The following is a 21,451-nucleotide window of genomic DNA, read 5'->3' on the forward strand; positions in this document are numbered from 1 at the left end:
CTTTCTCGATCAGTTGGGTCTGAGCCGCAACCCCTGCATGCCGCCGTCGACCGCGAGCACGGTGCCGGTGGTGGCGCTCGCCTGCGGGCCCGCGAGGTAGGCGATCGCCGCGGCGACCTCCTCCGCGGTGACCAGGCGGCCCATGGGCTGCCTGGCGTTCAGCGCCGCCCGCTCCGCCTCGGGATCGTCGGCCGCGTCGAGCAGCCGGGCGACCCACGGCGTGTCGGCGGTGCCCGGGTTGACGCAGTTGACCCGGATGCCCTCGCGGATGTGGTCGGCGGCCATGGCGAGCGTCAGCGACTGCACCGCGCCCTTGGTCGCGCTGTAGAGCGCCCGGTTCGGCAGCCCCGCGGTGGCCGCGACCGAGCAGACGTTGACGATGGCAGCATGCTCGGACCTCCTGAGGTACGGCAGCGCCGCCCGCGCCACCCGGACCATGCCCAGCACGTTGATGTCGTACACCTTGTGCCACTCGGAGTCCGGGTTGTCCTCGATGGTCCCCTGAGCGCCGACGCCCGCGTTGTTGACCAGCACGTCGATGCCGCCCAGGCGCTCGGCCGCCTCGGCCACCGCGGACCTGACCACGGCGTCGTCGGTGACGTCCGCCTTGATCCCGATGTACGGCTCGCCCGGCGGGTTGAGGTCGAGGCAGGCGACCTTCATCCCGCGCCCGGTCAGCTCGGCGGCCGTGGCCAGGCCGATGCCGGAACCGCCGCCGGTCACGATCGCTCTCAGCGTCACGACGCGTTCCTCCAGACCTCGCCGTCGGGGAAGGTGTGGGCGGCGATCGACGCCGCGTGCATCTCCGCGCTGAAGCCCGGCGCGGACGGGGCGACGTACCGGCCGTTCCTGATGACGACGGGGTCGACGAAGTGCTCGTGCAGGTGGTCGACGTACTCGATCACGCGGCCGTCCATGGAGCCGGTGACCGCCACGTAGTCGAACATCGACAGGTGCTGCACCAGCTCGCACAGCCCGACGCCGCCCGCATGGGGGCACACCGGGACGCCGAAGTTGGCCGCGAGCAGCAAGATCGCGAGGTTCTCGTTGACCCCGCCGACGCGGGCCGAGTCGATCTGCACGTAGGAGACGGCCTCGGCCTGCAGCAGCTGCTTGAACACGATGCGGTTCTGGACGTGCTCGCCGGTGGCCACCGGGATCGGCGCGATGCCCCGCGCGATGGCGGCGTGGCCGAGCACGTCGTCGGGGCTGGTCGGCTCCTCGACCCAGTGCGGGTCGAACTCCCGCAGCGCGTTGATCCACGCGATGCCGGAGCCGACGTCCCAGCGCTGGTTGGCGTCGATCGCGATCGGGTAGCCGGCCCCGCACACCTCGCGGGCCACCCTGAAGCGGCGCCGGTCGTCGTCGAGATCGGCGCCGACCTTCAGCTTGATCTGCCCGAAGCCCTGATCGATGGCCTCCTTGCAGAGCCTGCGCAGCTTCTCGTCGTCGTAGCCGAGCCAGCCGGGCGAGGTCGTGTAGGCGGGGTAGCCGGCCTCGACCAGGTGGCTGATGCGCTCAGCCTTCCCCTTTTCCGCCTTTTTCAGGATTTCGAGGGCTTCGTCCTGGGTCAGTGCGTCGCTCAGGTAGCGGAAGTCGATGAGGCCGACGATCTCCTCGGGCGACATCTCGGCCAGCAGCCGCCACAAGGGCTTGCCCGCCCGCTTGGCCTTGAGGTCCCACAGGGCGTTGACCACGGCGGAGATCGCCATGTGCATGACGCCCTTCTCCGGCCCCAGCCATCGCAGCTGCGAGTCGTTCACCATGTCGCGGTAGAGGGCGCCGAGGTCCTCGACGTCCTTGCCGACGACGTACGGCTCCAGCGCGGTGATGGCCGCGGTCTGGATGTCGTTGCCGCGCCCGATCGTGAACGCGAACCCGTGGCCCTCGTGCCCGTCGTCGGTCGTGAGGACGACGTAGGCGGCGGAGTAGTCGGGGTCGGGGTTCATCGCGTCCGAGCCGTCGAGCTCGCGCGAGGTCGGGAAGCGTACGTCGTGCGTCCTCATCCCGGTGATGCGGTAACCGCTCATGCCTGGCCCACCGTCTGGCGCTGCCGGCCCAGCCCTTCGATCTCCAGCTCCATCACGTCACCGGCCCGGAGGTACGGCTGGCCCGGCATCCCCATCGCCACCCCGGCGGGCGTCCCCGTGTTGATCACGTCGCCCGGCTCCAGGACCATGAACTGGCTCAGGTAGCGCACCACCTCGGCCACGTCGAAGATCATGTTCTTCGTGTCGCCGTCCTGGCGCAGCTCGCCGTTCACCCAGAGGCGCAGGGGCAGCCGCTGCGGGTCGCTCACCTCGTCGGCCGTCACCAGCCAGGGACCGAACGGGTTGAACGTCTCGCACGACTTCCCCTTGTCCCACTGGCCACCGCGTTCGAGCTGGAACTCGCGCTCGGAGACGTCGTTGGAGATCGCGTAGCCGGCGATCACCCCTCGGGCCTCCTCCGCGCTGCCCAGATAGCGGGCCTCCTGGCCGATGACGATGGCCAGCTCCACCTCCCAGTCGGTCTTCACGCTCCCCCGCGGGATCAGTACCTCGTCATCAGGTCCGATCATGGTGCTGGAAGCCTTCATGAAAACGACCGGCTCGGCCGGCACCTCGGCGCCGGACTCGGCGGCGTGGTCGCTGTAGTTCAGGCCGATGCAGACGATCTTGCCGGGGCGCGCGAGAGGGGCGCCGATCCGCACCCCCTCGGCGTCGACGACGGGCAGATCGCCGCGTTCGAGCGCCTCGCGGACGCGCGCCACTCCCCCGGAGGCGAGGAAGGCGCCGTCGATCTCGGGCTCCCCGATGTCGCGCAGCTTCCCGGCGTCATCCAGCACCACCGGCCGCTCCTGGCCGGCAGGTCCTACTCGCAGCAGCTTCACACCGCATCCTTCATCTATACATCGGATGTCTCAACCTCTGATGCTCGTGCGAGCGTGCTGGGCATGTCAAGGGGCACCGATCCGATACATCCGATACGTGACTCGTGGAAGATTCCCGGGGCAGGGTCGTGGGCTGTGATACGCGGTACCGCTCCGATGGCTACGTTCACATAGCCAGAATTTCACCGCCCTAAACATCGGAGGTAAAACGTGCACCATGAAAGGAAGGCGGTGCGAGCACCCATCGGCCCCACCAGGAACGATCTAAGGCTTGGCGGACAGGTCTCCTTGACGGCCGCACAGTGTCGTAATAGAACACGTTTCAATACCGCGTAACCAAGCGCTTGATCAAGAGGGTGATCCGGGTGCACATCGACCTCGTCGACAGGGACGTTTACGCGACCACCGGCCCTCCGCACGACCAGCTGGCCTGGCTGCGCGCGAACTCGCCGATCCACTGGCACGACGGTGATCCCGGTTTCTGGGCCGTCACCACGTACGACGAGGTCGTCCACGTCTCACGGCACTCCGACCTCTTCTCCTCCTACCGGCGGCTGGCCCTGTTCGACGAGATGGCCGACGACCAGATCGCCCTCCAGCGGCACATGATGCTCAACCAGGACCCGCCCGAGCACACGAGGCGGCGTTCCCTGGTCAACCGGGGCTTCACCCCGCGCACGATCGGAGCCCTCGAACAGCACATCCGCGACATCTGCGACGACCTGCTCGACAAGTGCTCCGGCGAGGTCGACTTCGTCACCGAAGTGGCCGCGCCCCTGCCCCTCTATGTGATCTGCGAGCTGCTCGGCGCGCCCGTGGCCGACCGCGACAAGGTCTTCAACTGGTCGAACCGCATGATCGGCGCCCAGGACCCCGACTACGCCGCCTCTCCCGAAGAGGGCTCCGCCGCCGCCATGGAGGTCTACGCCTACGCCAACCAGCTCGCGGCGCAACGCCGGGCCAACCCCAAGAACGACATCGTCACTAAGCTCATCCAGCCCGACGAGCAGGGCGAGACGCTCGACGAGAACGAATTCGACCTGTTCGTTCTCCTCCTGGTCGTGGCGGGCAACGAGACCACCCGCAACGCCGCCTCGGGTGGCATGCTCGCCCTCTTCGAGCACCCCGACCAGTGGCAGCGGCTGGTCGCCGACCCCGCCCTCGCCAGGACGGCCGCCGACGAGATCGTCCGCTGGGTCTCCCCGGTCAACCTCTTCCGCCGCACCTCGACGACCGACCAGGTGCTGGGCGGGCAGCAGATCAAGGCCGACGACAAGGTCGTGGTCTTCTACTCCTCCGCCAACCGCGACACCACGGTCTTCCCCGACGCCGAGGTCTTCGACATCGGCCGCGACCCGAACCCGCACATCGGCTTCGGCGGCGGCGGCGCCCACTTCTGCCTCGGCAACCACCTGGCCAAGCTGGAACTCCGCATCCTCTTCGAACAACTCGCCCGCCGCCGCCCCCGCCTCCGCCAGACCGGCCCGGTCCGCCGGCTGCGCTCGAACTTCATCAACGGCATCAAAGAACTCCCGGTGTCCATCGGCTGACACGGTCACGGACGGACCAACGGACACGGTCGCGGGCGGAACAACCAGACATCCACCGGCCCTACATCAGCCACGTTCGCCGAACAGGTCATGGAGAGTCTGGGTGGTGGCAGCACGGACGGCCCAGTCCTCGAGCTGAGCCAAGTCAGCGCAGGTCACGATCCGGGCACGGGTGTCGTCAGGGACGTCGAATCCGCGAGCGGTCAGCACCAGCAGCACCATCCTGGCCGCCTCTTCCGCTCTGCCTTCCGCCCTGCCTTCTGCCTTGCCTTCTGCCTTGCCTTGGGCTTGGCCCTCTTCGAGGCCACGACCGAAATGCTCGCGAGCGAAAGGACTGTAGACCGGCCAGGTGGTGGACGTCATGATCTCCTCCATGAGGCAGCGGATCTCGGGCGCGGCAATGCTGTAGGCGTATTCATAGTACTGCGGAGCGTGTTCGTCATGGGTGTCGGCGAGTGCTGTGGCGAACGCCTCGACGACTTTGCGGTCGTTGCCGTGGATCATGACGGACATGGCGGCGAGGTCGAGGTTGGCTGCGGCCTGCTGGGGATCGGTGATGGCCGGTATCCCGTCCGGCCCGAGCACCACGGGGAGCAGGCAGTAGCCGGTCAGCCCTGACTCGATGGGTCGCGCGTAGTGTGCGGCGGTCTTGTGATCGGGACAGACGATCAGCACAGTGACGTCGCACCCCAGGAGCAGCCAGGTGGCGGCGGCGTAGCGGGCGAGCTGCCGGGAATCTTTGGATGTGCCCTGCTGGATTTCGACGATGATGGCGTGTGCGGGTTCGTTCGGTGGCCCCAGAGTGAAGATCAGATCGACTTCGATGTCGTCGGAGTTGCGAGTGTTGAAGGTCCGCTCCTCCTGCCGGATCAGCGGGGTGTCGGGCAGTTGCACACCCATGAGGTCGCGCAGGATCTCCACGGCGAGTTGCGGACGGTCGCCGAACATCTTGACCAGAGTGTCATGTCGGGGGGACGGCATGGCACTAAGTGTTACATCACCAGCACGATAAGTGATGCTGGTTCCCGTGCTTCAGGCGCCTCCGCAGCTCGTACGGCCGCCCGCTCGCCGGTGTCGTGCGCCGTCGTACAAGCTCGGTGGGACGGCCACGTCCATCTGCCGGCGCCTTCTTCGCGCACGCGGTCCGGACGTCTCACCGGCCGGGGCGGTAGCGGGACTTGTGGTGGGCGGCTCGAATGCGGCGCAGGATGCGTTCGGTGCCGCCTGGACCGGGATGCCAGCCGCGCTCCAGCAGGACCTCGGAGACATGCCGCAGCAGGGCGGGGATCCGGCCGGGGATGACGTCTCCCCGGACGATGATCACCCGCCAGCCCGACCGCCGCAGGTCTTCCCTCCGGTCGCCGTCGTGTCGTTGGTCGGCGGGCGAGGTGTGGTGGCCTTGGCCGTCGTATTCAACGGCGACCTTGAACTCCTCCCAGCCCAGGTCGAGGTAGGCCAGCCGGCCGTCGCCCAGTTCGGCCCTGATCTGGGCGGCAGGCCGGGGCAGGCCGCCGTCGACCAGGATGACCCGCAGCCAGCTCTCCCGGGGCGAGCGGGCGCCCGGGTCGGCGAGGGTCAGGAGGTCTCGCAGGTGCCAGGGGGTGAGCGGCCGGTGCCACAGGGCGTCCATGTCGACGCCCTTGCGGGCCAGCTGGTCGAGGACCGCTACGGCGTCCATGCGCGGCAACCAGCGGGCGCAGTCGAGAGCCGTGCGTTCCATGGTGGTGAGTCGGACGCCCTTGTGCGCGGTGACGTCCGCGCCGGGGAGCGAAGTCAGGTAGGTGACGCAACCGGGGAGCGCCAGGTGGGCGGGAGCGGCCAGCTCGACGGGCCAGTCGGCTTGCGGAGCGGTCAGCACGCTCGCGCCCCAGATGTGGGCGGCCGTCCGGCGGCACACGACGGCCTGCGGCACCGCCCGAGTGATCCTGGCGGCCCGGACGATCAGGGAGGCGGTGCGGGATGGCTGCTGCATGCCGCCAAGGGTGCTCCACGGGCCCGGGTCGCCGACGTACCGAACCACGTTCTGTGGATGGGGCCGCGCTGTCCGCCGCTCTTCGGGCCCGCTGCCCGGGCCGGCCCGGCCGCCACGCGCTTCACCGTACGACGCGGTGCCTCGTCGGTGACGCGTCAGCGGGCCGCCGCGTGGTACTGGCTGATCAGCCAGGCGTCCTCGCGGTGCCGGATGACGACCGACAGGCGGATGGGAAAGGTCTCGCCGGCGCGGGCGGTGAAGGTCACGTCCGCGAAACCCCCCACGAGTCCGTCGCCCAGCCGCTGCGCCTCCAGCACCTGTACGGTCGCCCGAGTTCCCTCCCCGGCGTCGCCGTAGTACTCGGCGATCTCGGCCCTGCCGGCCCGCAGCCGGGGGCTGATGCCCTGGAACAGCGCGTCCTCGACGAACAGCGAGACCATCTCGGCCACCGACCGGTCGTCGAACGCGCGCCGCCACCGGTCCAGTGTCTCCCTGACGACGTCGTGCGCGGGGCTCGTGCCTGTGAGGCCGGTCACCGACCGTCACCTCTCGTCCCCGCCTGGCCGGATGACGGACCTGCTCCGATTGGGAGTGGCATGGGACGACCCCTTCGCTGGATGATGCCTGTCCGCGCCGACGTTAGGGCGTCACATCCATGTGAAGGTCAAGCCCGGGAGACGAGCGAGCGGTCAGGGGTGCAGGGAGAGGCCCTTGAGCACCTTGTCCACGCCGTTCTTCGGCCCGTGGACCGCCACGCCCACCAGCGCCAGCTCCTCCGCCTCCACAGCGCGTACGGCCGCCCGGTTGTCGGCGTCGTGCCCGGTCTTGAACATCTCCTCGATGTAGACGGCCACGTCCATCTGCCGCGCCATCGCCTTCTCCCTGACGGCCCGCAGCTGCGTCAGATCAGCCGCGTAGATCAGCACCGGCTGCCGGATCATCGGCAGGTACGCGTTGCCCGACCCGTCCTCGTACGGCTCTCCCATGGTCTCCGGCACCCCGCCCGCGACCGCGCCGGACAGGAAGGCGGTGACGTTGAGCTTCTGCCACGCGGCCAGATCCGCGCGCACCACAATGCCGATCTTGGTATCGAATCGCATGGCTGAAGTCTCGACGTCACCGCCCGGCCAGGTCTTGAACGCTCGTGCGCGACCTACGGCAGGAACATCGGCTGCCAGTCGGGCACCTCGTGGTAGCGCCGCAGCTCCGCGAGCCCCGACAGGAAGCCGCCCCACGCCGCGTACGGAGGCCGCCCCTCGTCGAACCCGCTCTGCACCAGCGTCAGCCGCGTCTTGCCGCCGGAGCCCTCCAGTTCCCACATGCCGACCCCCGCGGCGCCCCAGTCGACGGAGAGCTTGCGTCCGGGCTCGAGTTCGACGATCTTGGCCGGGCTGGGGTCGTTGGCCAGCCCGCCCATGGCGAAGCGCCCGCCGACGTACGGCTCGATGTCGATGGGATAGCCGAACCACCGCGTCACCGCCTCCGAGTCGGTCAGCGAGTCGAACACGTCGGCCGGCGAGGCGTCGATCGTGATCCGGGCCCGCATCTCCGAAGTGGAGAAGTCGATCCGCGGCGTGAGCTCGCGCCCTTCGAGGTGCTCGGCCAGGTTGGCGAGCGCGCAGCACCAGAACGTCTGCAGCACGCCCCTGATGCTCTTGCCGGTGATCACGTCCTGGAAGTCGAAGTGCGTCTGGGACACCGACACGATGGTCGCGTCGCCGTCCTCCTCCAGCGTGAACTCGGTGGTCGTCTCCTCGCCGTCGAGCAGCCAGGCGAACCGCAGGGTGCGCTCGTCGGCGTGCAGCGGCCGCTGGTGCGGCGCGTCGCCTTCGGGGATGGTGCGCCCCCAGAACCCGAAGGTGGCGGGCAGCGCCACCTCGGCGTGCTCGCCCAGCCAGACGCGCAGCGCGGCCGGGTCGGTGAGGGCGTGCCTGACCGTCTTGAGCGGCGCCTGGACGCGGACACGGATGATCATGGGCTCAGTCATCGTCTCGCTCTTCCTCTGGGTGGTCCGTGGTCTTGGGGTAGCAGGCAACGGCGATCTTGAAGGCGTCACCTTCGGCTCCGCCGTACCGGGTGAACAGGTCCTGCAGCATGGCCTGCAGCTCGGTCATGAACTGGTGCCGGTTCTCCTGGCGCACGTGGATCTCTCCCGACAGGCCGAGTGACGGCAGCTCGGGCGCGGTCCTGTCGAGCGCCGCGATGTCGGCCTGCACCTCTTCCACGAGGTCGAGCAGGTAGCCGAGGCTCAGCTCGTCGCGTGCCTTGCGCAGCCCGATCCGGCCCACCAGGCGCGGCGACAGCCAGTACGACCGCGCGCCCGCCTGGTAGATGCCCTCGCTGATCCCGCGGACCTTGCGCTCGGACACCAGGTCGACGAGACCGGCGTCGACCAGCCGCTTGACGTGGTAGTAGACCCGCTGCGGCGTCTGCCCGAGCCGTTCGGCGACCTGCGAGCAGGTGCGCGGCTCGGCCAGCTGCCGCAGCACCTCCACGCGCTGCGGCTTGAGCAGCGCCTCGGCCTGCTCGATCTCTTCCAGGTACAGGATGTCCCTCATTGCAAAAACTATCCTTTACGTAAAAATCCTTCTTGTCAATAAGGAGGGAGAATGGAGGCATGGCGCAGGACTGGTCGCGCTACTGGCGCTCACCCGACCGCCCGCTCGAGGTCATGCACGCCCACTTCGAACGGCACGTCTACCACCGGCACAGCCACGAGACCTACTCGTTCGGGGTCACGGAGACCGGCGCGCAGTCGTTCACCTGCCGGGGTTCGGCGCACACCAGCGCGGCGGGCATGATCATGGCCTTCAATCCCGAGGACCCGCACGACGGCCACGCCACCGACGCCCTCGGGTTCACCTACCGGATGGTGCACATCGGCCCCGAGCTCGTCTCCGGCACCCTGACGGACGCTACGGGCCGCCTGACGGGCCTGCCGCTCTTCACCGAGCCCGTGGTCGACGACCCCGCCCTGGCGGGCACGCTGCGCGTCCTGCACAGCGCCCTGCTCGGCGAGGCCCCGTCGCTGCGCCGCGACGAGCTGCTCACGACGACGATCACCCAGCTCGTACGCCGCGCCGCCACCCGCCCGATCCACCCGGCGGGCCTGGCGGGACGATCGGCGCGGGTGGCGCGACAGGCCAGGCAGCTCCTTCACGACCGCCCGCTGGACGATCTGACCATCGACGACCTGGCCCGCGCCACCGGCGCCAGCCGCTACACGGTCTACCGCGCCTTCCACGCCGAGTACGGCCTGCCGCCGAGCGACTACCAGCGCCAGCTACGGCTCAGGACCGCCCGCGCGCTGATCGCCGACGGCGTCCCCATCAGCGAGGCCGCCACCACGACGGGCTTCGCCGACCAGAGCCACCTGACCCGCTGGTTCACCCGCTACTTCGGCCTGACCCCAGGCACCTACCGCCGAGCCGTCCACCCCGCGGGGCCCGGCGAGAACGGCGACCAGGGGTGAACGATGAAGCGGTCGAGAACAGCGCGCCGGGCCAGGAGGCGGCCACGCCGACGGTGACCGCGCGGACCGGGGCAACCGTGCCACGGGCGGCGGCCGGTGCCGGACAACCACGTCCACGGTGAACGTGCGCGCCGTAACGGCGGCGCGCCACTGAACGGTCAGAGGCCGTTCCCCTGGACAGAGGCGAGCCGACGACGGCGACTGGCGGGCCTTGGCAGTGCCGTAAAGGAGGAAAGCCGTAAAGGAGGAAAACGGCCTACGGCCAGGAAGAGTCCTGATCGGGGTCGCCGCCGTCGGTGAGGAGGCGCAGGTCGGAGTCGACCATCATGGCGACGAGCTCGTCGAAGGACACCTTCGGCTCCCACCCCAGCTGCGTGCGCGCCTTCTTCGGGTCGGCGCAGAGCAGGTCGACCTCGGCCGGCCGGTGCAGCGCCTGGTCGGTCACGACGTGGCGCTCCCAGTCGAGCCCCGCGGCCGCGAACGCCGCCTCCGCCAGCTCCCTGACCGACTTCATCCGCCCGGTCCCGATCACGTAGTCCTCGGGGCTGGCGGCCCGCAGCATCAGGTGCATCGCCTTGACGTAGTCGCCGGCGAAGCCCCAGTCGCGCCGGGCCTCCAGGTTGCCGAGGCGCAGCTGCGTGGCCAGCCCCAGCTTGATCCTGGCCACCCCGAGCGACACCTTCCTGGTGACGAACTCGGCCCCCCGCCGCGGCGACTCGTGGTTGAACAGGATTCCGGACACCGCGAACATCCCGTACGACTCGCGGTAGTTCTGGGTGAGGAAGTGCCCGTACGCCTTCGCCACCCCGTACGGCGAGCGCGGGTGGAACGAGGTGCTCTCGGTCTGCGGGGTCTCGCTGACCTGGCCAAACATTTCGGAGGATGAAGCCTGATAAAAGCGGATCTGTCCGGAGGAGCCGGCACCCCCGCCGCCCCGCGACACGCCCGAGCACACGCGGATCGCCTCAAGCATCCGCAACACGCCCATCCCGGTCACCTCGGCCGTGAGCTCGGCCTGCTCCCACGACATGGGCACGAACGAGATCGCGCCCAGGTTGTAGACCTCGTCCGGCTGGACGCGTTCCACCGCGGAGATCAGCGAACCCTGGTCGAGCAGGTCGCCCCGCACCACGCGTACGTCGGCGAGCAGCTTGCGCATTCTGGACACCCGCGGGTTCGCCTGTCCCCGGGCCAGCCCCCAGACCTCGTAGCCCTGCTCCAGCAGGTGCTCCGCCAAGTAGGAGCCGTCCTGGCCGGTGATGCCGGTGATCAGAGCGCGCCTGGCCAAGGGGTCCTCCAACGATCGCGTCCCGCGTCCCTTTGGGACGGGAATGTACAGCTAAGCGCCCTGATGGGGCATCAAGCCACCTAGAACGCGTTCCACCGAACCACGCTCGGTTACTGCAACTTCGCAGTTCGCACGGCCTGTGAGGGCCACTGTGAACAATTCTCGGCAACCTACCGAATGGTAGCCTTCTCGCACTAAGGTCATCTTTACGGTACACGCCCGTCTCCGGGCCTTACCGGCGAGAAAGGGGTGTCCGTGCGGGAGCGAACGCTGCGGATCGCGCTGCTGTCCTACCGCAGCAAACCCACCTGCGGTGGCCAGGGCGTCTACCTCCGCCACCTGAGCCGTGAACTCGTCGCACTCGGGCACCACGTCGAGGTGTTCTCCGGCCAGCCCTACCCCGAGCTCGACGACGGCGTCATCCTGCGCGAGGTGCCCAGCCTCGACCTCTACCGCGACGAAGACCCCTTCAGAACGCCCAAGCTGCACGAATTCCGTGACTGGATCGACTGGCTCGAGGTCGGCACCATGTGGACGGCCGGGTTCCCCGAGCCGCTGACGTTCACCATGCGGGCCTACCGCGAGCTGAAGAAGCGCGTCGGCGACTTCGACGTCGTGCAGGACAACCAGACCCTCGGCTACGGCCTGCTGGGCATCCAGAAGTTGTTCCCCGTCGTCGGCACCATCCACCACCCGATCAGCGTCGACCGCCGCATCGAGCTCGAAGCCGCCCGCGGCACGAAGAAGCTGACCATGCGCCGCTGGTACGCGTTCGTCAAGATGCAGGCCCGCGTCGCTCCCCGGCTGAGCCCGATCCTGACCGTCAGCGAGTCGTCGCTGGCCGACATCCACCGCGACTTCAACGTCCCCCAGGCCAACATGCGCCTGATCCCCCTCGGCGTCGACACCCGCTATTTCCACCCACGTCCCGGCAAAACCAAGCGCAAAGGGTCCATCGTGGCGGTCGCCAGCGCCGACTCGCCGATGAAAGGCGTCGCCACGCTGCTCAGAGCCGTGGCGAAGCTGGCCACCGAACGGGACGTCAACCTCACCGTCGTCAGCCGGCCCACCCCCGGCGGCCCCACCGAGCAGCTCGTGCAGGAGCTGTCGCTGCAGGACCGCGTGCGCTTCGTGCACGGCATCTCCGACGACGAGCTGGGCGAGCTGATCGCCACCTCGGAGATCTCCGTCGTGCCCTCGCTCTATGAAGGCTTCTCGCTGCCCGCCGTCGAGCACATGGCCTGCGGCACGCCCCTGGTGGCCAGCCGCACCGGCGCCCTGCCCGAGGTCGTGGGCGACGCGGCCGTGCAGGTGCCGCCGGGCGACGCCGAGGAGCTGGCCGCGGTGCTGCGCCGCCTGCACGACTCCCCCGATGAGCGCGAACGCGTCGGCAGAGCCGGATACGACCGCGTCATGGAGCGCTACACCTGGCACGTCGTGGCCAAGAGGACCGTCGAGGCCTACCGCGAGGCCATCGCGGCCCGCGCGAGCTGATCACCACTCGATCACCACTCGATCACGAGGAGAAGCGACAAGTGCTGACCGTGGACTTCGCCCGGCTTCCCGTCGGTCCCGGCGTACGCGTGCTCGACCTGGGGTGCGGCGGCGGCAGGCACGCCTTCGAGGTGCTCCGCCGGGGCGCGGACGTGACCGCGTTCGACATGGATCAGGCGGAGCTGGACAGCGTGGCGGCCATGTTCGCGGCCATGGACAAGGCGGGCGAGGTGCCCGAGGGCGGCGCAGGGGAGACCGTCCAGGGCACGGCGCTCGACATGCCGTTCGAGGACGCCGCCTTCGACCGCGTCATCGCCGCCGAGGTGCTGGAGCACATCCCGGACGACATGGCGGCCATGCGTGAGATCTTCCGCGTGCTGCGGCCCGGCGGCACGGCCGCGGTGACCGTGCCGAGCTTCCTGCCCGAACGCATCTGCTGGGCGCTGGACGAGGACTATCACACGGCCCCGGGCGGCCACGTGCGCATCTACACGCTGGCGGAGCTGTCGGCCAAGCTGAAGTCCGCCGGCTTCGTGATCGGCCCGCACCACCACGCCCACGGCCTGCACGCGCCCTACTGGTGGATCAAGTGCGCGGTCGGCGTCAACAACGACGACCACCCGCTCGCCAAGGCCTACCACGAGTTGCTGGTCTGGGACATCATGAAACGCCCTGCCGCCACCAGGATCGCCGAGGCCGTGCTCAACCCGGTCATCGGCAAGAGCGTGGTCCTCTACGTCCGGAAGCCATGATCTCCCACGCGGAGGTCGTGCGTACGGCCGAGAGCATCGCGGCGATGCAGCAGGACGACGGCGGCGTGCCGTGGCCGGAGGGCCACGTCGACGCGTGGAACCACATCGAGTGCCTGATGGCGATGTCCGTCGCCGGACTGGCCGAGCCGGTACGTCGCGGCTACGCCTGGCTGGCCCGCCACCAGCGCGCCGACGGCTCATGGCCGATGAAGCTGGTCGACGGCGTGCCCGCGGAGCTGGGCGGCGAGACCAACCACGCCGCCTACGTCGCCGCCGGCGTCTGGCACCACCATCTCGTCACCGCTGACCGGCGCTTCACCGAGGAGAGCTGGCCCATGGTCAAGGCCGCGCTCGACTACGTGGCGGGGCTGCAGACCGAGCGGGGCGAGATCGCCTGGGAGCGCGACGCGCAGGGCAGGCCCTCGGCGTACGCGCTGCTCACCGGCTGCTCCTCCATCCACCAGGGGCTGCGCTGCGGCGTGCTGCTCGCCGACCAGCTGGGCGACCCGCAGCCCCACTGGGAGCTGGCAGCCGACCGGCTGGCGCACGTGCTGGCGGCGCATCCCGAGGCGTTCGCGGACAAGAGCCGCTTCTCCATGGACTGGTACTACCCGGTGCTGGGCGGCGCGGTGCGCGGGCGGCAGGCGTACGAGTTGCTGGAGCGCGAGTGGGCGACATTCGTGGTGCCGGGGCTCGGCATCAGGTGCGTGTCCGACCAGCCGTGGGTGACGGGGGCGGAGACGTGCGAGCTGGTGCTGACGCTCGACGCGCTGGGCGATCGGGACCGGGCGGCCGCGCTCTTCGCCGACGTGCAACATCTGCGGCACGAGGACGGCTCGTACTGGACGGGGTGGCAGTACGCCAACCGCAAGCACTTCCCGCACGAGCGGTCCGGCTACACCGCGGCGGCGGTCGTCCTGGCGGCCGACGCGCTGATGGGGATCTCGCCGGGGTCCGGGCTGTTCCGCGACATCGCGGATACGTCCGTGTTCGACCCGGATGCCTGCGGCTGCGCCGCCGGGACAGGCCGGCTCCTGCCTCCCCCGGTGACCGAGGGGTTCCCCGGCGAAGGCGTCTGACCTGGTACTTCGGCGGTCCACAAGGCCTTTTGCGGGTTCTTTGCCGGGGAAATCCGGTGCGCCGCCGATGAAAGGCCCAATGGGGTAACTAGCTTCGTCAGTGGCCGGTACGAGACGTCTTCGGGGGAAGCGTGGGCGACACGGGCACAACAACGTTCTTGGACCAGGTCAGGACCGAGCCGACACTGTCTCCGGCGCGCGGATGGCGGAGGTTCCTGGCCAAAGACGCACGGGATTCCGATCTGGGCCGGCGAAGGTTCCGGCTCAGAGACGGAGCTTCTCCGACTGAATTCACCGATGCCGAAAAGTCGTACGTATTCGGCTTCAACGCGGTGATGTCGCGAGAAGTCGAGAAGATCGAGGAAATGTCGGCTGAGCAGCGGCCCTTCGGCTACGAAGGGGCCGCTTCCGCCTGCACCGTCCTCGACCTTCTCACGCTGACCCGGGGCCGGCGCCTTCACGAGCTACTGGCCGGCCCCGCCCAGCACCACCGCCACGCCGCCTACCTCGGCGCCGGCCGCGGGTACGCGCTGCTGCGGCTGCGGCCCGTCAGGGGCGCCCGGCGCGCCCATCCGCTGCTGCGCTGGCTCGCCGTCGACGGGTTCGGGTTCCAGTGGAGCCTGGCCAGGGCGGACCGGATGGTGGGCGAGCGGATGATGCCCGACCTGCTCACCAGGGCCCACTGCGCCGTGTTCGACCAGGGGCTGGGGCGGCTGCTGTGGTACCACGACGGCGCCTCGGCCGGCGACCTCGCCGCCAGGATCGCCGGGTTCCCCGCGGGGCGGCGGGCCGACCTGTGGAGCGGGATCGGGTTCGCCGCCACCTACACGGGCGGGGCCGAGACCGACGAGTTGTGGTGGCTGGCCGAGCACGCGGGCGCCGACGGGTTCCGGGCACACCTGGCACAGGGCTGCGCGTTCGCCGTGGCCGCGCGGCTGCGTTCGGGAGAGCTGCCCGGCCACGCGGCGCGGGCCGTGCCGATCCTGGCCGGCACCGACGCGGAGGAGGCGGCCTCGTGGACCGACCGGGCGCTCATCGCGCTCGGGCACGAGGCGCACACGCACGAGGACTTCCGCGGCTGGCAGGCACAGATCCGCCGCTCGTGGACCCACCGCCTGCGCACCTGACCACCGGCACCCGCGCCGGCCCTCCCGTGGCTGACGACCGGCGCGAGTTCCGGGTCCGCACGCGCTAGCCTTCTCGGTCTGACCAGCAGGCCGAAGGGAAACAGCCCTCTCTTGATCCGCGACTTCATCAGCCCCGGCGGCACGACCGCGGCGCAGCGGCGGGTGCTCATCGGCGCCGGCACCGGCCAGTTCGTCGAGTTCTACGACTTCGCGATCTACGGCTTCTCGGCCGTGGCCGTCGCCGAGGCGTTCTTCCCTGGCACGAACCCGGTGGCGAGCCTCCTGTCGGTCTTCGCCGTGTACGGTGTCGCCTTCGTGGCCCGGCCGCTCGGCGGCGTCTTCTTCGGCGCGCTGGCCGACCGCGCAGGGCGGCGGGCCGTCCTCTACGCGACGCTCATGTGCATGGGCGTCGCGACCGCGCTGATCGGGTTGCTGCCGACGTATGCGGCCGCCGGGACCGTGGCGCCCGTCCTGCTGGTCGTGTGCCGGCTGGTGCAGGGGTTCTCCGCGGGCGGTGAGGCGGTCGGCGCGCCCTCGTTCGTGCTCGAACACGCTCCGTTCGAGCGCCGCGGCACGTGGATCGCCGTCTCGGTCGCGGCCACGGGGGCGGCGTCCGTGCTCGCTCTGGTGTTCATCATGGCGGTCTCCGGAGTGCTGTCCGACGCGGCGTACGCCTCGTGGGGCTGGCGCGTGCCGTTCCTGGTCGCCCTGCCGCTCTCCCTGGCCGGCGTCTACGTCCGCGGGCGTACCGAGGAGAGCCCGGTGTTCCGCGAGCTGGAGCGGGACAACACGATCGAGCGCCATCCCGTGCGCGGCAGCCTGCGCGGGAACGGGACCCGGCTGGGGCAGATCTTCGCCGTCATGGCCCTGTCCGGGCTCGGCTTCTACGTCCTCGTCGGCTATTTCGTCACCTCCCTGCAGACGGTCGCCCGGCTGAGCCTGCTGGAGTCGCTCGTGGCCAACGCCGTCGCGCTGCTCTCCTTCACCGTGCTGCTGCCGATCGGCGGCAGGCTCTCCGACGCGTTCGGCCGCAGGCCGATGCTGGTCGCCGGTGCCGCGGCGGTCGCGGTGGTCAGCGTGCCGGCGTTCCTCCTGGTCTCGAGCGGGTCCCTGGCCGCAGCGGTGGCCGGGCAACTCCTACTCGCGGCGGCGCTGTGCGCGTACGGAGGCGGCAGCTACACCTTCTTCGTCGAGCTGCTCCCGCCGGCGACCCGCGTCACGGGCGCCGCCATCAGCTACAACGCGGCCCTCGCGCTCTTCGGCGGTACGGCCCCGTTCGTCTCCACCTGGCTGGTCGACGTCACGGGGACGCCGGTGGCGCCGGGCTGTTACCTGCTGGTCGTCGCCCTCGTGGCGCTCGCGGTGGCGCTCACGACGCCCGAGACGCGGACCGGCGCGGAAGCCGCGGGGGAAAGCGCACGGTCGCGCGTCTAGATGCCCTGGCCGACGCGCTCCAGCACGCGGAGCGAGCCGTGCACCGCCACCTCGGCGAACGCGCCCGACGCCAGCGCCCGCCGGTAGACCCGGTAGGGGCCCTGCCCGCCGTCGGCCGGGTCGGGATGGATGTCATGGAAGGCCAGCGCGCCGCCCTCCATCACGTGCGGCGCCCAGCCCTCGTAGTCGAGGGTCACCGGCTCGTCGGAGTGGCCGCCGTCGATGAACGCCATGCCGAGCGGGGTGTTCCAGAGCCCGGCGACCCGCTCCGACCTCCCGACCACCGCGATCACCTCGTCCTCCAGGCCCGCCGCCGCGATCGTGGCCCTGAACGTCGGCAGGGAGTCCATCTTGCCGAACCGGAGGTCGACCAGAGTGGGGTCGTGGTGGGCCCAGCCCGGCTGGATCTCCTCGGAGCCCCGGTGGTGGTCGACGGTGACGACCACGGACCTCGCCTGCCTGGCCGCCGCGCCGAGGTAGATCGCCGACTTGCCGCAGTAGGTGCCGATCTCGCAGATGGGGCCGAGCGGGCCGTAGCGGAGGGCCGTCTCGAAGAGGGCGATCCCCTCTTCCGGCGGCATGAATCCCTTGGCGTGCTCGGCCGCGCGGAGCAGCTCTTGCGGCATGGTCATGGGTATGCACCCTAGCCGAACCGAATAACATTCCGTCGGGCTCTTGCCCGGTCCTTCTGCAACCTGTTCTACTTGCAACGTGAATCAGCGCGCTCGCATCGCGATGTCCGACGACGACGTCACCGCCTTCCTGGAGGCCGCAAGCAAGCTGCAGCTGGCCACCATCAACAGGGACGGCACGCCGCACCTGGTGACCATGTTCTACGGGCTCTCCGAGGGACGGATCGCCTTCTGGACCTACGCCAAATCGCAGAAGGCCCGCAACCTCGCCCGCGATCCCCGGGTGACCTGCCTCGTCGAGACCGGCGACGCCTACGACGAGCTGCGCGGCGTCCTGGTCTACGGCAGAGCCGAACGCCTCGACGACCGCGACCGCGTCATGGACGTCGGCATGACGGTCGCCCGCAGGACGACACCCGGCGTGCCGGACGAGCTTCTGCGCCCGTACGTCGAGAAGACCGGGCTCAAACGGGTCGCGTACGTCGTCGAGCGCACCAAAGTGGTCTCATGGGATCACAGGAGGCTCACATGAGAATCACCGTCGATGAGCTGGTCTGCGAGGCCAACGCCGTGTGCATGGGCCTCGCGCCCGAGGTGTTCGAGGTGGACGACGACGACCGGCTGCACATCCTGTTGCCCGCACCACCGCCCGAGATGCAGGACCGCGTCCGCCACGCGGTGCGGTCCTGCCCCAAGGCCGCCCTTTCGCTGGAGGAATAGCCCGATGGGGGTTCACCGCCCCCAGCACCCCGCACACGTCCCACCGAGGAGGACTCCACATGCGCGCCGCGATCCTGCACGCCGTAGGCAACGACAAGCTCGACATCCGCGACGACGTCACCCTGGCCCCCGTCGGGCCGTCGGACGTACGCGTGCGCGTCAGGGCCACGGGCGTCTGCCACTCGGACCTGTCGGCCATGAGCGGCGTGCTCCCGCAGCCCGTGCCGCTCGTCCCCGGCCACGAGGGTGCGGGCGAGGTCGTCGAGGTGGGCGAGCACGTCACCTCCGTCAAGCCGGGCGACCACGTCGTCATCAGCTGGCGCCCGGCCTGCCAGGAGTGCGACCTGTGCGTGGGCGGCCAGCCGTACCTGTGCATGAAGTACGTGATCGAGTCCTTCAGCAAGGGCAACTTCCGGCTCGGCGGCGACGAGGCGACGGTGTTCGGGATGGCGGGGTGCGGCACCTGGGCCGAGGAGATCATCGTGCCGTGGCAGGGCGCCATCAAGATCGACGACGACGTGTCGTGGGAGGCGGCGGCCCTGATCGGCTGCGGCATCACGACCGGCGTGGGCGCCGCGATCAACACCGCCAAGGTCCGCCCCGGCTCCACGGTCGCGGTGATCGGCTGCGGCGGCGTCGGCCTGTCCGTCATCCAGGGCGCCCGGCTCTCCGGCGCGCGCACGATCCTCGCGGTCGACCCGCTGGAGTCCAAGCACGAGCTGGCCAGGAAGGTCGGGGCCACGCACGCGGTGACGCCCGAGCAGGTCCCCGAGGCGGTTGGCGAGCTCACCGGCGGCGCGGGCTTCGACTACGGGTTCGAGGTCGTCGGCAAGTCGGCCACCATCCAGAGCGCCTGGCAGGTCACGCGGGCGGGCGGCGACGTCGTCGTGGTCGGCGCGGGCGCGACGGACGACATGGTGTCGATCTCGGCGTTCAGCCTGCTGTTCGAGGGCAAGAACCTGCTGTCCAGCCTGTACGGCGAGGCGGACGTCCGCCACGACTTCCCCTATTTCGCCAAGCTCCACAAGGCCGGCAAGCTCGACCTGGAATCCATGATCAGCTCGCGCATCCGCCTGGCCGACCTGAACGACGCGGTCGCGGCCCTGCGCGGCGGCGAGGTCCTGCGCCAGATCGTCATCATGGACTGACGACCCCATCCGGCCCTGTTGGCGACCAGGGCACTTTCACGCAGCTTCTGGCCGTGGAAGGATAATCCGTATCCTTCCACGTCGGGGTCATTGGACCGACTGTCCGGCACCACCGCTGGAGGGTTCCTGGCTCGGAAGGCGCCGGGAGATGATGGACTCGGCGTCCTCCAGCCACCGGGACTTCCCGTCCGCGAGAGCCGCGAATTGATCGCGGTGCTCTCGCAGGCCGCGTTCCTGCAACTCGCGTTCCACCCCTGACCAGACCGCGACCAGGCTTGAGCGCTTCTTGCACCGTACGTCGGCACCGGCGGTGCGGATCTCGTCGCCGGTCGGAGCGGGAGTCCGCCACCGGGGGTCACCCACCGCCTCGGCCGGATCGGAGTAGGAGAATCCCTGCTCGCGCATGCACGCGCTCCACTTCCGAAACGCGGAGAGCACATCCGGATGCTTCGCGGAGGCGTCGTAGGACTCCTGGTCGAGCCTTCTCAGCGCGCGGCTTTCTCCTTCGGCGGCTCCTTGGTTGACCCGGACGTAACCGTCCCTCATGCAACCGCTCTTGCCGTCCTCGCCGTAGGCGGCGACGTGCTCCTCCGAGGTGAGCCTGTCGTCGCGCGCCTGCCAGGCCTGCTCTTTCCGCAGTTCCCCCGGGTCACGCACGGGATGGTAGCCGAATCGCTTCGCCGCCTCCTCCTCGATGACCCCGTACCGTCTGCGGTGGAGAGCGTCATCGACGTGGAACCGGGGCAACCTGGTCCAGGGCACGCCCTTGCCGCGCATGCAGGTCTCGACCAGCGTGTCCGCGGCATGGTCGAGCATGGCGGACTCATCAGCGCTCACCCTGTACGCGTCCAGCGGCAGGCGCAGCGCCCTGGCCTCGGGACCGGCGGGCAGAGCGGCCACCGCCTCACCCTCGCGGCTCTGGTCACCGCACCCGGCGAGGAACAGCGCACAACAGACAACCGTCACCGAACGCCAACGCATCCGTAGCTCCTTGATGGCGCCGGAGCGGGCCCGTCCGATGGGGAAGGAACGGGCCCGCTTTCACGCACTGGTCCACACGGCCTAGCCGATCTCCAACGATTCGGCGTTGTTGTCGAACGACGGGTTGCCGGAGTTCTTCGTCAGGTCGGCGTCAGAGGAGTACGGCTTCGCCCGGTAGGACGTGCCCGAGTGAAACCGGCCGCTCCACAGGTGGACGTTGTATCCGGTGTTGTTCTTCATAGAACTGGCACCGTTGTAGACGGACCGGTAGGTACCGCCCCATCGGTTGTTCGCCAGGTTACTGTCGCTCTTGCTGAAACAGGCCCGGCCGCCCTTGTAGTTGTCATGCTCGTAAAGACAGATGGACCCCGCAGCCGACGACGACCGGGAATCGGCGTGCACCGCCGCGACCCCAGGCGCCCCCACCACGGCGACCACAGCCAGCAAAGAGCCGGCCACAACCTTCTTCATGAACACCCTTTCCGCTTATTGGCCGTACCTCGTCCGGCCAGTGAAGCGATATTCCTCATCCGTAATTGCGGAAGACGACCTTGCTGGCCTTGTTGTCGAACGACTTCTGTCCGGAGTTCTTCGTCAGGTCCGCGTCCACGGAATACGGCCTGGCGATGTAGTCCGACAGGTTATCGCTCCTGCTGTCGTTCAGGTGAACGTAGTATCTGGTCTGGTTCTTCATCGAGCTCGCACCGTTGTTGACCGACCGACTGGTGCCGTACCATCGATTGTTCCTCAGGTCTCCGTCACCTGTTTTGAAACAGGCCGCGCCGCCCTTGTAGTTGTCATGCTCGTATAGACAGAAGGACCCCGCAGCCGACGACGACCGGGAATCGGCGTGCACCGCCGCCACCCCAGGCGCCCCCACCACGGCAACCGCCGCAAGCAAAGAACCGACTACAACCTTCTTCATGAACG

At 69.4% G+C, this 21,451-nt stretch carries 24 protein-coding genes; 10 read left to right on the forward strand and 14 right to left on the reverse strand.

Annotated features, from left to right (window positions below):
- Positions 1-9: 9 nt before the first annotated feature.
- The 3 genes from ABGB14_RS20960 to ABGB14_RS20970 are packed head-to-tail and all read right to left on the reverse strand — an operon-like array spanning position 10 to position 2,872.
- Positions 10-741 (reverse strand): SDR family oxidoreductase, encoded by a 732-nt coding sequence (locus ABGB14_RS20960; RefSeq protein WP_347645483.1) that lies wholly within the window; start codon positions 739-741, stop codon positions 10-12.
- Complete coding sequence (locus ABGB14_RS20965) at positions 738-2,030, reverse strand: enolase C-terminal domain-like protein (RefSeq protein ID WP_347645484.1); 1,293 nt, start codon at positions 2,028-2,030, stop codon at positions 738-740. Before ABGB14_RS20965 ends, ABGB14_RS20960 begins: the two co-directional genes overlap by 4 nt.
- The gene (locus tag ABGB14_RS20970) at positions 2,027-2,872 is read right to left on the reverse strand and encodes a fumarylacetoacetate hydrolase family protein (protein WP_347645485.1); all 846 of its coding nucleotides are present in this window, start codon (positions 2,870-2,872) and stop codon (positions 2,027-2,029) included. Before ABGB14_RS20970 ends, ABGB14_RS20965 begins: the two co-directional genes overlap by 4 nt.
- Positions 2,873-3,237: 365 nt before the next feature.
- Between ABGB14_RS20970 and ABGB14_RS20975 the strand changes: the two genes are divergently transcribed.
- Entirely contained in the window at positions 3,238-4,422 is a 1,185-nt protein-coding gene (locus tag ABGB14_RS20975) for a cytochrome P450 (protein ID WP_347645486.1), read from the forward strand.
- 66 nt (positions 4,423-4,488) lie between these two features.
- Here ABGB14_RS20975 and ABGB14_RS20980 read toward each other — a convergent pair whose 3' ends face one another.
- The 6 genes from ABGB14_RS20980 to ABGB14_RS21005 all read right to left on the reverse strand — a co-directional run bounded on the left by ABGB14_RS20980 (position 4,489) and on the right by ABGB14_RS21005 (position 8,952).
- The gene (locus tag ABGB14_RS20980; RefSeq protein WP_347645487.1) at positions 4,489-5,370 is read right to left on the reverse strand and encodes a hypothetical protein; all 882 of its coding nucleotides are present in this window, start codon (positions 5,368-5,370) and stop codon (positions 4,489-4,491) included.
- 205 nt (positions 5,371-5,575) lie between these two features.
- On the reverse strand, positions 5,576-6,394 hold the full coding sequence (locus tag ABGB14_RS20985) for a hypothetical protein (protein ID WP_347645488.1): 819 nt from the start codon (positions 6,392-6,394) through the stop codon (positions 5,576-5,578).
- 155 nt (positions 6,395-6,549) lie between these two features.
- The gene (locus ABGB14_RS20990) at positions 6,550-6,930 is read right to left on the reverse strand and encodes an SgcJ/EcaC family oxidoreductase (protein ID WP_347645489.1); all 381 of its coding nucleotides are present in this window, start codon (positions 6,928-6,930) and stop codon (positions 6,550-6,552) included.
- Positions 6,931-7,083: 153 nt separating this feature from the next.
- Positions 7,084-7,494 (reverse strand): DUF2000 domain-containing protein, encoded by a 411-nt coding sequence (locus ABGB14_RS20995; protein WP_347645490.1) that lies wholly within the window; start codon positions 7,492-7,494, stop codon positions 7,084-7,086.
- Positions 7,495-7,547: 53 nt separating this feature from the next.
- Positions 7,548-8,381 carry an SRPBCC domain-containing protein gene (locus ABGB14_RS21000; protein WP_347645491.1) on the reverse strand — a complete coding sequence of 278 codons (834 nt, stop codon included), beginning with the start codon at positions 8,379-8,381 and terminating at the stop codon, positions 7,548-7,550.
- Positions 8,374-8,952, reverse strand: coding sequence for a helix-turn-helix domain-containing protein (locus ABGB14_RS21005; RefSeq protein WP_347645492.1), 579 nt, complete (start codon positions 8,950-8,952; stop codon positions 8,374-8,376). Before ABGB14_RS21005 ends, ABGB14_RS21000 begins: the two co-directional genes overlap by 8 nt.
- A 59-nt stretch (positions 8,953-9,011) precedes the next feature.
- Here ABGB14_RS21005 and ABGB14_RS21010 point away from each other — a divergent pair, with 59 nt between their 5' ends.
- Positions 9,012-9,866 (forward strand): AraC family transcriptional regulator, encoded by an 855-nt coding sequence (locus ABGB14_RS21010; protein ID WP_347645493.1) that lies wholly within the window; start codon positions 9,012-9,014, stop codon positions 9,864-9,866.
- 256 nt (positions 9,867-10,122) lie between these two features.
- Here ABGB14_RS21010 and ABGB14_RS21015 read toward each other — a convergent pair whose 3' ends face one another.
- Positions 10,123-11,154: a GDP-mannose 4,6-dehydratase gene (locus ABGB14_RS21015; protein ID WP_347645494.1), complete on the reverse strand. Its 1,032-nt coding sequence runs from the start codon at positions 11,152-11,154 to the stop codon at positions 10,123-10,125.
- A 249-nt stretch (positions 11,155-11,403) separates the two neighbouring features.
- Between ABGB14_RS21015 and ABGB14_RS21020 the strand changes: the two genes are divergently transcribed.
- The 5 genes from ABGB14_RS21020 to ABGB14_RS21040 all read left to right on the forward strand — a co-directional run bounded on the left by ABGB14_RS21020 (position 11,404) and on the right by ABGB14_RS21040 (position 17,040).
- Positions 11,404-12,648, forward strand: a complete 1,245-nt coding sequence (locus ABGB14_RS21020; RefSeq protein ID WP_347645495.1) for a glycosyltransferase family 4 protein — start codon at positions 11,404-11,406, stop codon at positions 12,646-12,648.
- Positions 12,649-12,689: 41 nt separating this feature from the next.
- Entirely contained in the window at positions 12,690-13,400 is a 711-nt protein-coding gene (locus tag ABGB14_RS21025; protein ID WP_347645496.1) for a methyltransferase domain-containing protein, read from the forward strand.
- Positions 13,397-14,479 carry a prenyltransferase gene (locus ABGB14_RS21030; RefSeq protein WP_347645497.1) on the forward strand — a complete coding sequence of 361 codons (1,083 nt, stop codon included), beginning with the start codon at positions 13,397-13,399 and terminating at the stop codon, positions 14,477-14,479. Before ABGB14_RS21025 ends, ABGB14_RS21030 begins: the two co-directional genes overlap by 4 nt.
- Before the next feature lie 131 nt (positions 14,480-14,610).
- Positions 14,611-15,606 carry a DUF1702 family protein gene (locus tag ABGB14_RS21035; protein ID WP_347645498.1) on the forward strand — a complete coding sequence of 332 codons (996 nt, stop codon included), beginning with the start codon at positions 14,611-14,613 and terminating at the stop codon, positions 15,604-15,606.
- Positions 15,607-15,717: 111 nt separating this feature from the next.
- Complete coding sequence (locus ABGB14_RS21040) at positions 15,718-17,040, forward strand: MFS transporter (protein ID WP_347645499.1); 1,323 nt, start codon at positions 15,718-15,720, stop codon at positions 17,038-17,040.
- Here the strand turns inward: ABGB14_RS21040 and ABGB14_RS21045 are convergent.
- The gene (locus ABGB14_RS21045; protein WP_347645549.1) at positions 17,037-17,666 is read right to left on the reverse strand and encodes a class I SAM-dependent methyltransferase; all 630 of its coding nucleotides are present in this window, start codon (positions 17,664-17,666) and stop codon (positions 17,037-17,039) included. The two genes, ABGB14_RS21040 and ABGB14_RS21045, sit on opposite strands and share 4 nt — an antisense overlap.
- Positions 17,667-17,751: 85 nt before the next feature.
- On the opposite strand from ABGB14_RS21045, the gene ABGB14_RS21050 reads away from it, so the two are divergent.
- Genes ABGB14_RS21050 through ABGB14_RS21060 form a run of 3 tightly spaced genes read left to right on the forward strand, consistent with a single transcriptional unit; the run spans position 17,752 to position 19,540 of the window.
- On the forward strand, positions 17,752-18,204 hold the full coding sequence (locus ABGB14_RS21050; RefSeq protein WP_347645500.1) for a pyridoxamine 5'-phosphate oxidase family protein: 453 nt from the start codon (positions 17,752-17,754) through the stop codon (positions 18,202-18,204).
- Positions 18,201-18,392, forward strand: coding sequence for a ferredoxin (locus ABGB14_RS21055; protein WP_347645501.1), 192 nt, complete (start codon positions 18,201-18,203; stop codon positions 18,390-18,392). Before ABGB14_RS21050 ends, ABGB14_RS21055 begins: the two co-directional genes overlap by 4 nt.
- A gap of 59 nt (positions 18,393-18,451) precedes the next feature.
- A complete protein-coding gene (locus tag ABGB14_RS21060; RefSeq protein WP_347645502.1) occupies positions 18,452-19,540 on the forward strand; it encodes a Zn-dependent alcohol dehydrogenase in 1,089 nt (362 codons plus the stop codon).
- 87 nt (positions 19,541-19,627) lie between these two features.
- Here the strand turns inward: ABGB14_RS21060 and ABGB14_RS21065 are convergent, their stop codons facing one another.
- The 3 genes from ABGB14_RS21065 to ABGB14_RS21075 form a co-directional block, all read right to left on the reverse strand.
- The gene (locus ABGB14_RS21065; RefSeq protein WP_347645503.1) at positions 19,628-20,521 is read right to left on the reverse strand and encodes a hypothetical protein; all 894 of its coding nucleotides are present in this window, start codon (positions 20,519-20,521) and stop codon (positions 19,628-19,630) included.
- Positions 20,522-20,602: 81 nt separating this feature from the next.
- Positions 20,603-20,992 carry a peptidase inhibitor family I36 protein gene (locus ABGB14_RS21070; RefSeq protein WP_347645504.1) on the reverse strand — a complete coding sequence of 130 codons (390 nt, stop codon included), beginning with the start codon at positions 20,990-20,992 and terminating at the stop codon, positions 20,603-20,605.
- Positions 20,993-21,047: 55 nt separating this feature from the next.
- A complete protein-coding gene (locus tag ABGB14_RS21075) occupies positions 21,048-21,446 on the reverse strand; it encodes a peptidase inhibitor family I36 protein (protein WP_347645505.1) in 399 nt (132 codons plus the stop codon).
- Between the last annotated feature and the right edge of the window lie 5 nt (positions 21,447-21,451).

The sequence above is a fragment of the Nonomuraea sp. B10E15 genome (genome assembly GCF_039871615.1).
Taxonomy (GTDB): Bacteria; Actinomycetota; Actinomycetes; order Streptosporangiales; family Streptosporangiaceae; genus Nonomuraea.

Excerpts from the sequence above, each read along its gene's own strand:
- ABGB14_RS20965 (WP_347645484.1), bottom strand. The coding sequence starts at position 2,030 with ATGAGCGGTTACCGCATCACCGGGATGAGGACGCACGACGTACGCTTC.
- ABGB14_RS20980 (WP_347645487.1), bottom strand. The coding sequence starts at position 5,370 with ATGTTCGGCGACCGTCCGCAACTCGCCGTGGAGATCCTGCGCGACCTC.
- ABGB14_RS20985 (WP_347645488.1), bottom strand. The coding sequence starts at position 6,394 with ATGCAGCAGCCATCCCGCACCGCCTCCCTGATCGTCCGGGCCGCCAGG.
- ABGB14_RS20995 (WP_347645490.1), bottom strand. The coding sequence starts at position 7,494 with ATGCGATTCGATACCAAGATCGGCATTGTGGTGCGCGCGGATCTGGCC.
- ABGB14_RS21000 (WP_347645491.1), bottom strand. The coding sequence starts at position 8,381 with ATGACTGAGCCCATGATCATCCGTGTCCGCGTCCAGGCGCCGCTCAAG.
- ABGB14_RS21005 (WP_347645492.1), bottom strand. The coding sequence starts at position 8,952 with ATGAGGGACATCCTGTACCTGGAAGAGATCGAGCAGGCCGAGGCGCTG.
- ABGB14_RS21010 (WP_347645493.1), top strand. The coding sequence starts at position 9,012 with ATGGCGCAGGACTGGTCGCGCTACTGGCGCTCACCCGACCGCCCGCTC.
- ABGB14_RS21030 (WP_347645497.1), top strand. The coding sequence starts at position 13,397 with ATGATCTCCCACGCGGAGGTCGTGCGTACGGCCGAGAGCATCGCGGCG.
- ABGB14_RS21045 (WP_347645549.1), bottom strand. The coding sequence starts at position 17,666 with ATGCCGCAAGAGCTGCTCCGCGCGGCCGAGCACGCCAAGGGATTCATG.
- ABGB14_RS21055 (WP_347645501.1), top strand. The coding sequence starts at position 18,201 with ATGAGAATCACCGTCGATGAGCTGGTCTGCGAGGCCAACGCCGTGTGC.
- ABGB14_RS21060 (WP_347645502.1), top strand. The coding sequence starts at position 18,452 with ATGCGCGCCGCGATCCTGCACGCCGTAGGCAACGACAAGCTCGACATC.
- ABGB14_RS21065 (WP_347645503.1), bottom strand. The coding sequence starts at position 20,521 with ATGCGTTGGCGTTCGGTGACGGTTGTCTGTTGTGCGCTGTTCCTCGCC.
- ABGB14_RS21070 (WP_347645504.1), bottom strand. The coding sequence starts at position 20,992 with ATGAAGAAGGTTGTGGCCGGCTCTTTGCTGGCTGTGGTCGCCGTGGTG.
- ABGB14_RS21075 (WP_347645505.1), bottom strand. The coding sequence starts at position 21,446 with ATGAAGAAGGTTGTAGTCGGTTCTTTGCTTGCGGCGGTTGCCGTGGTG.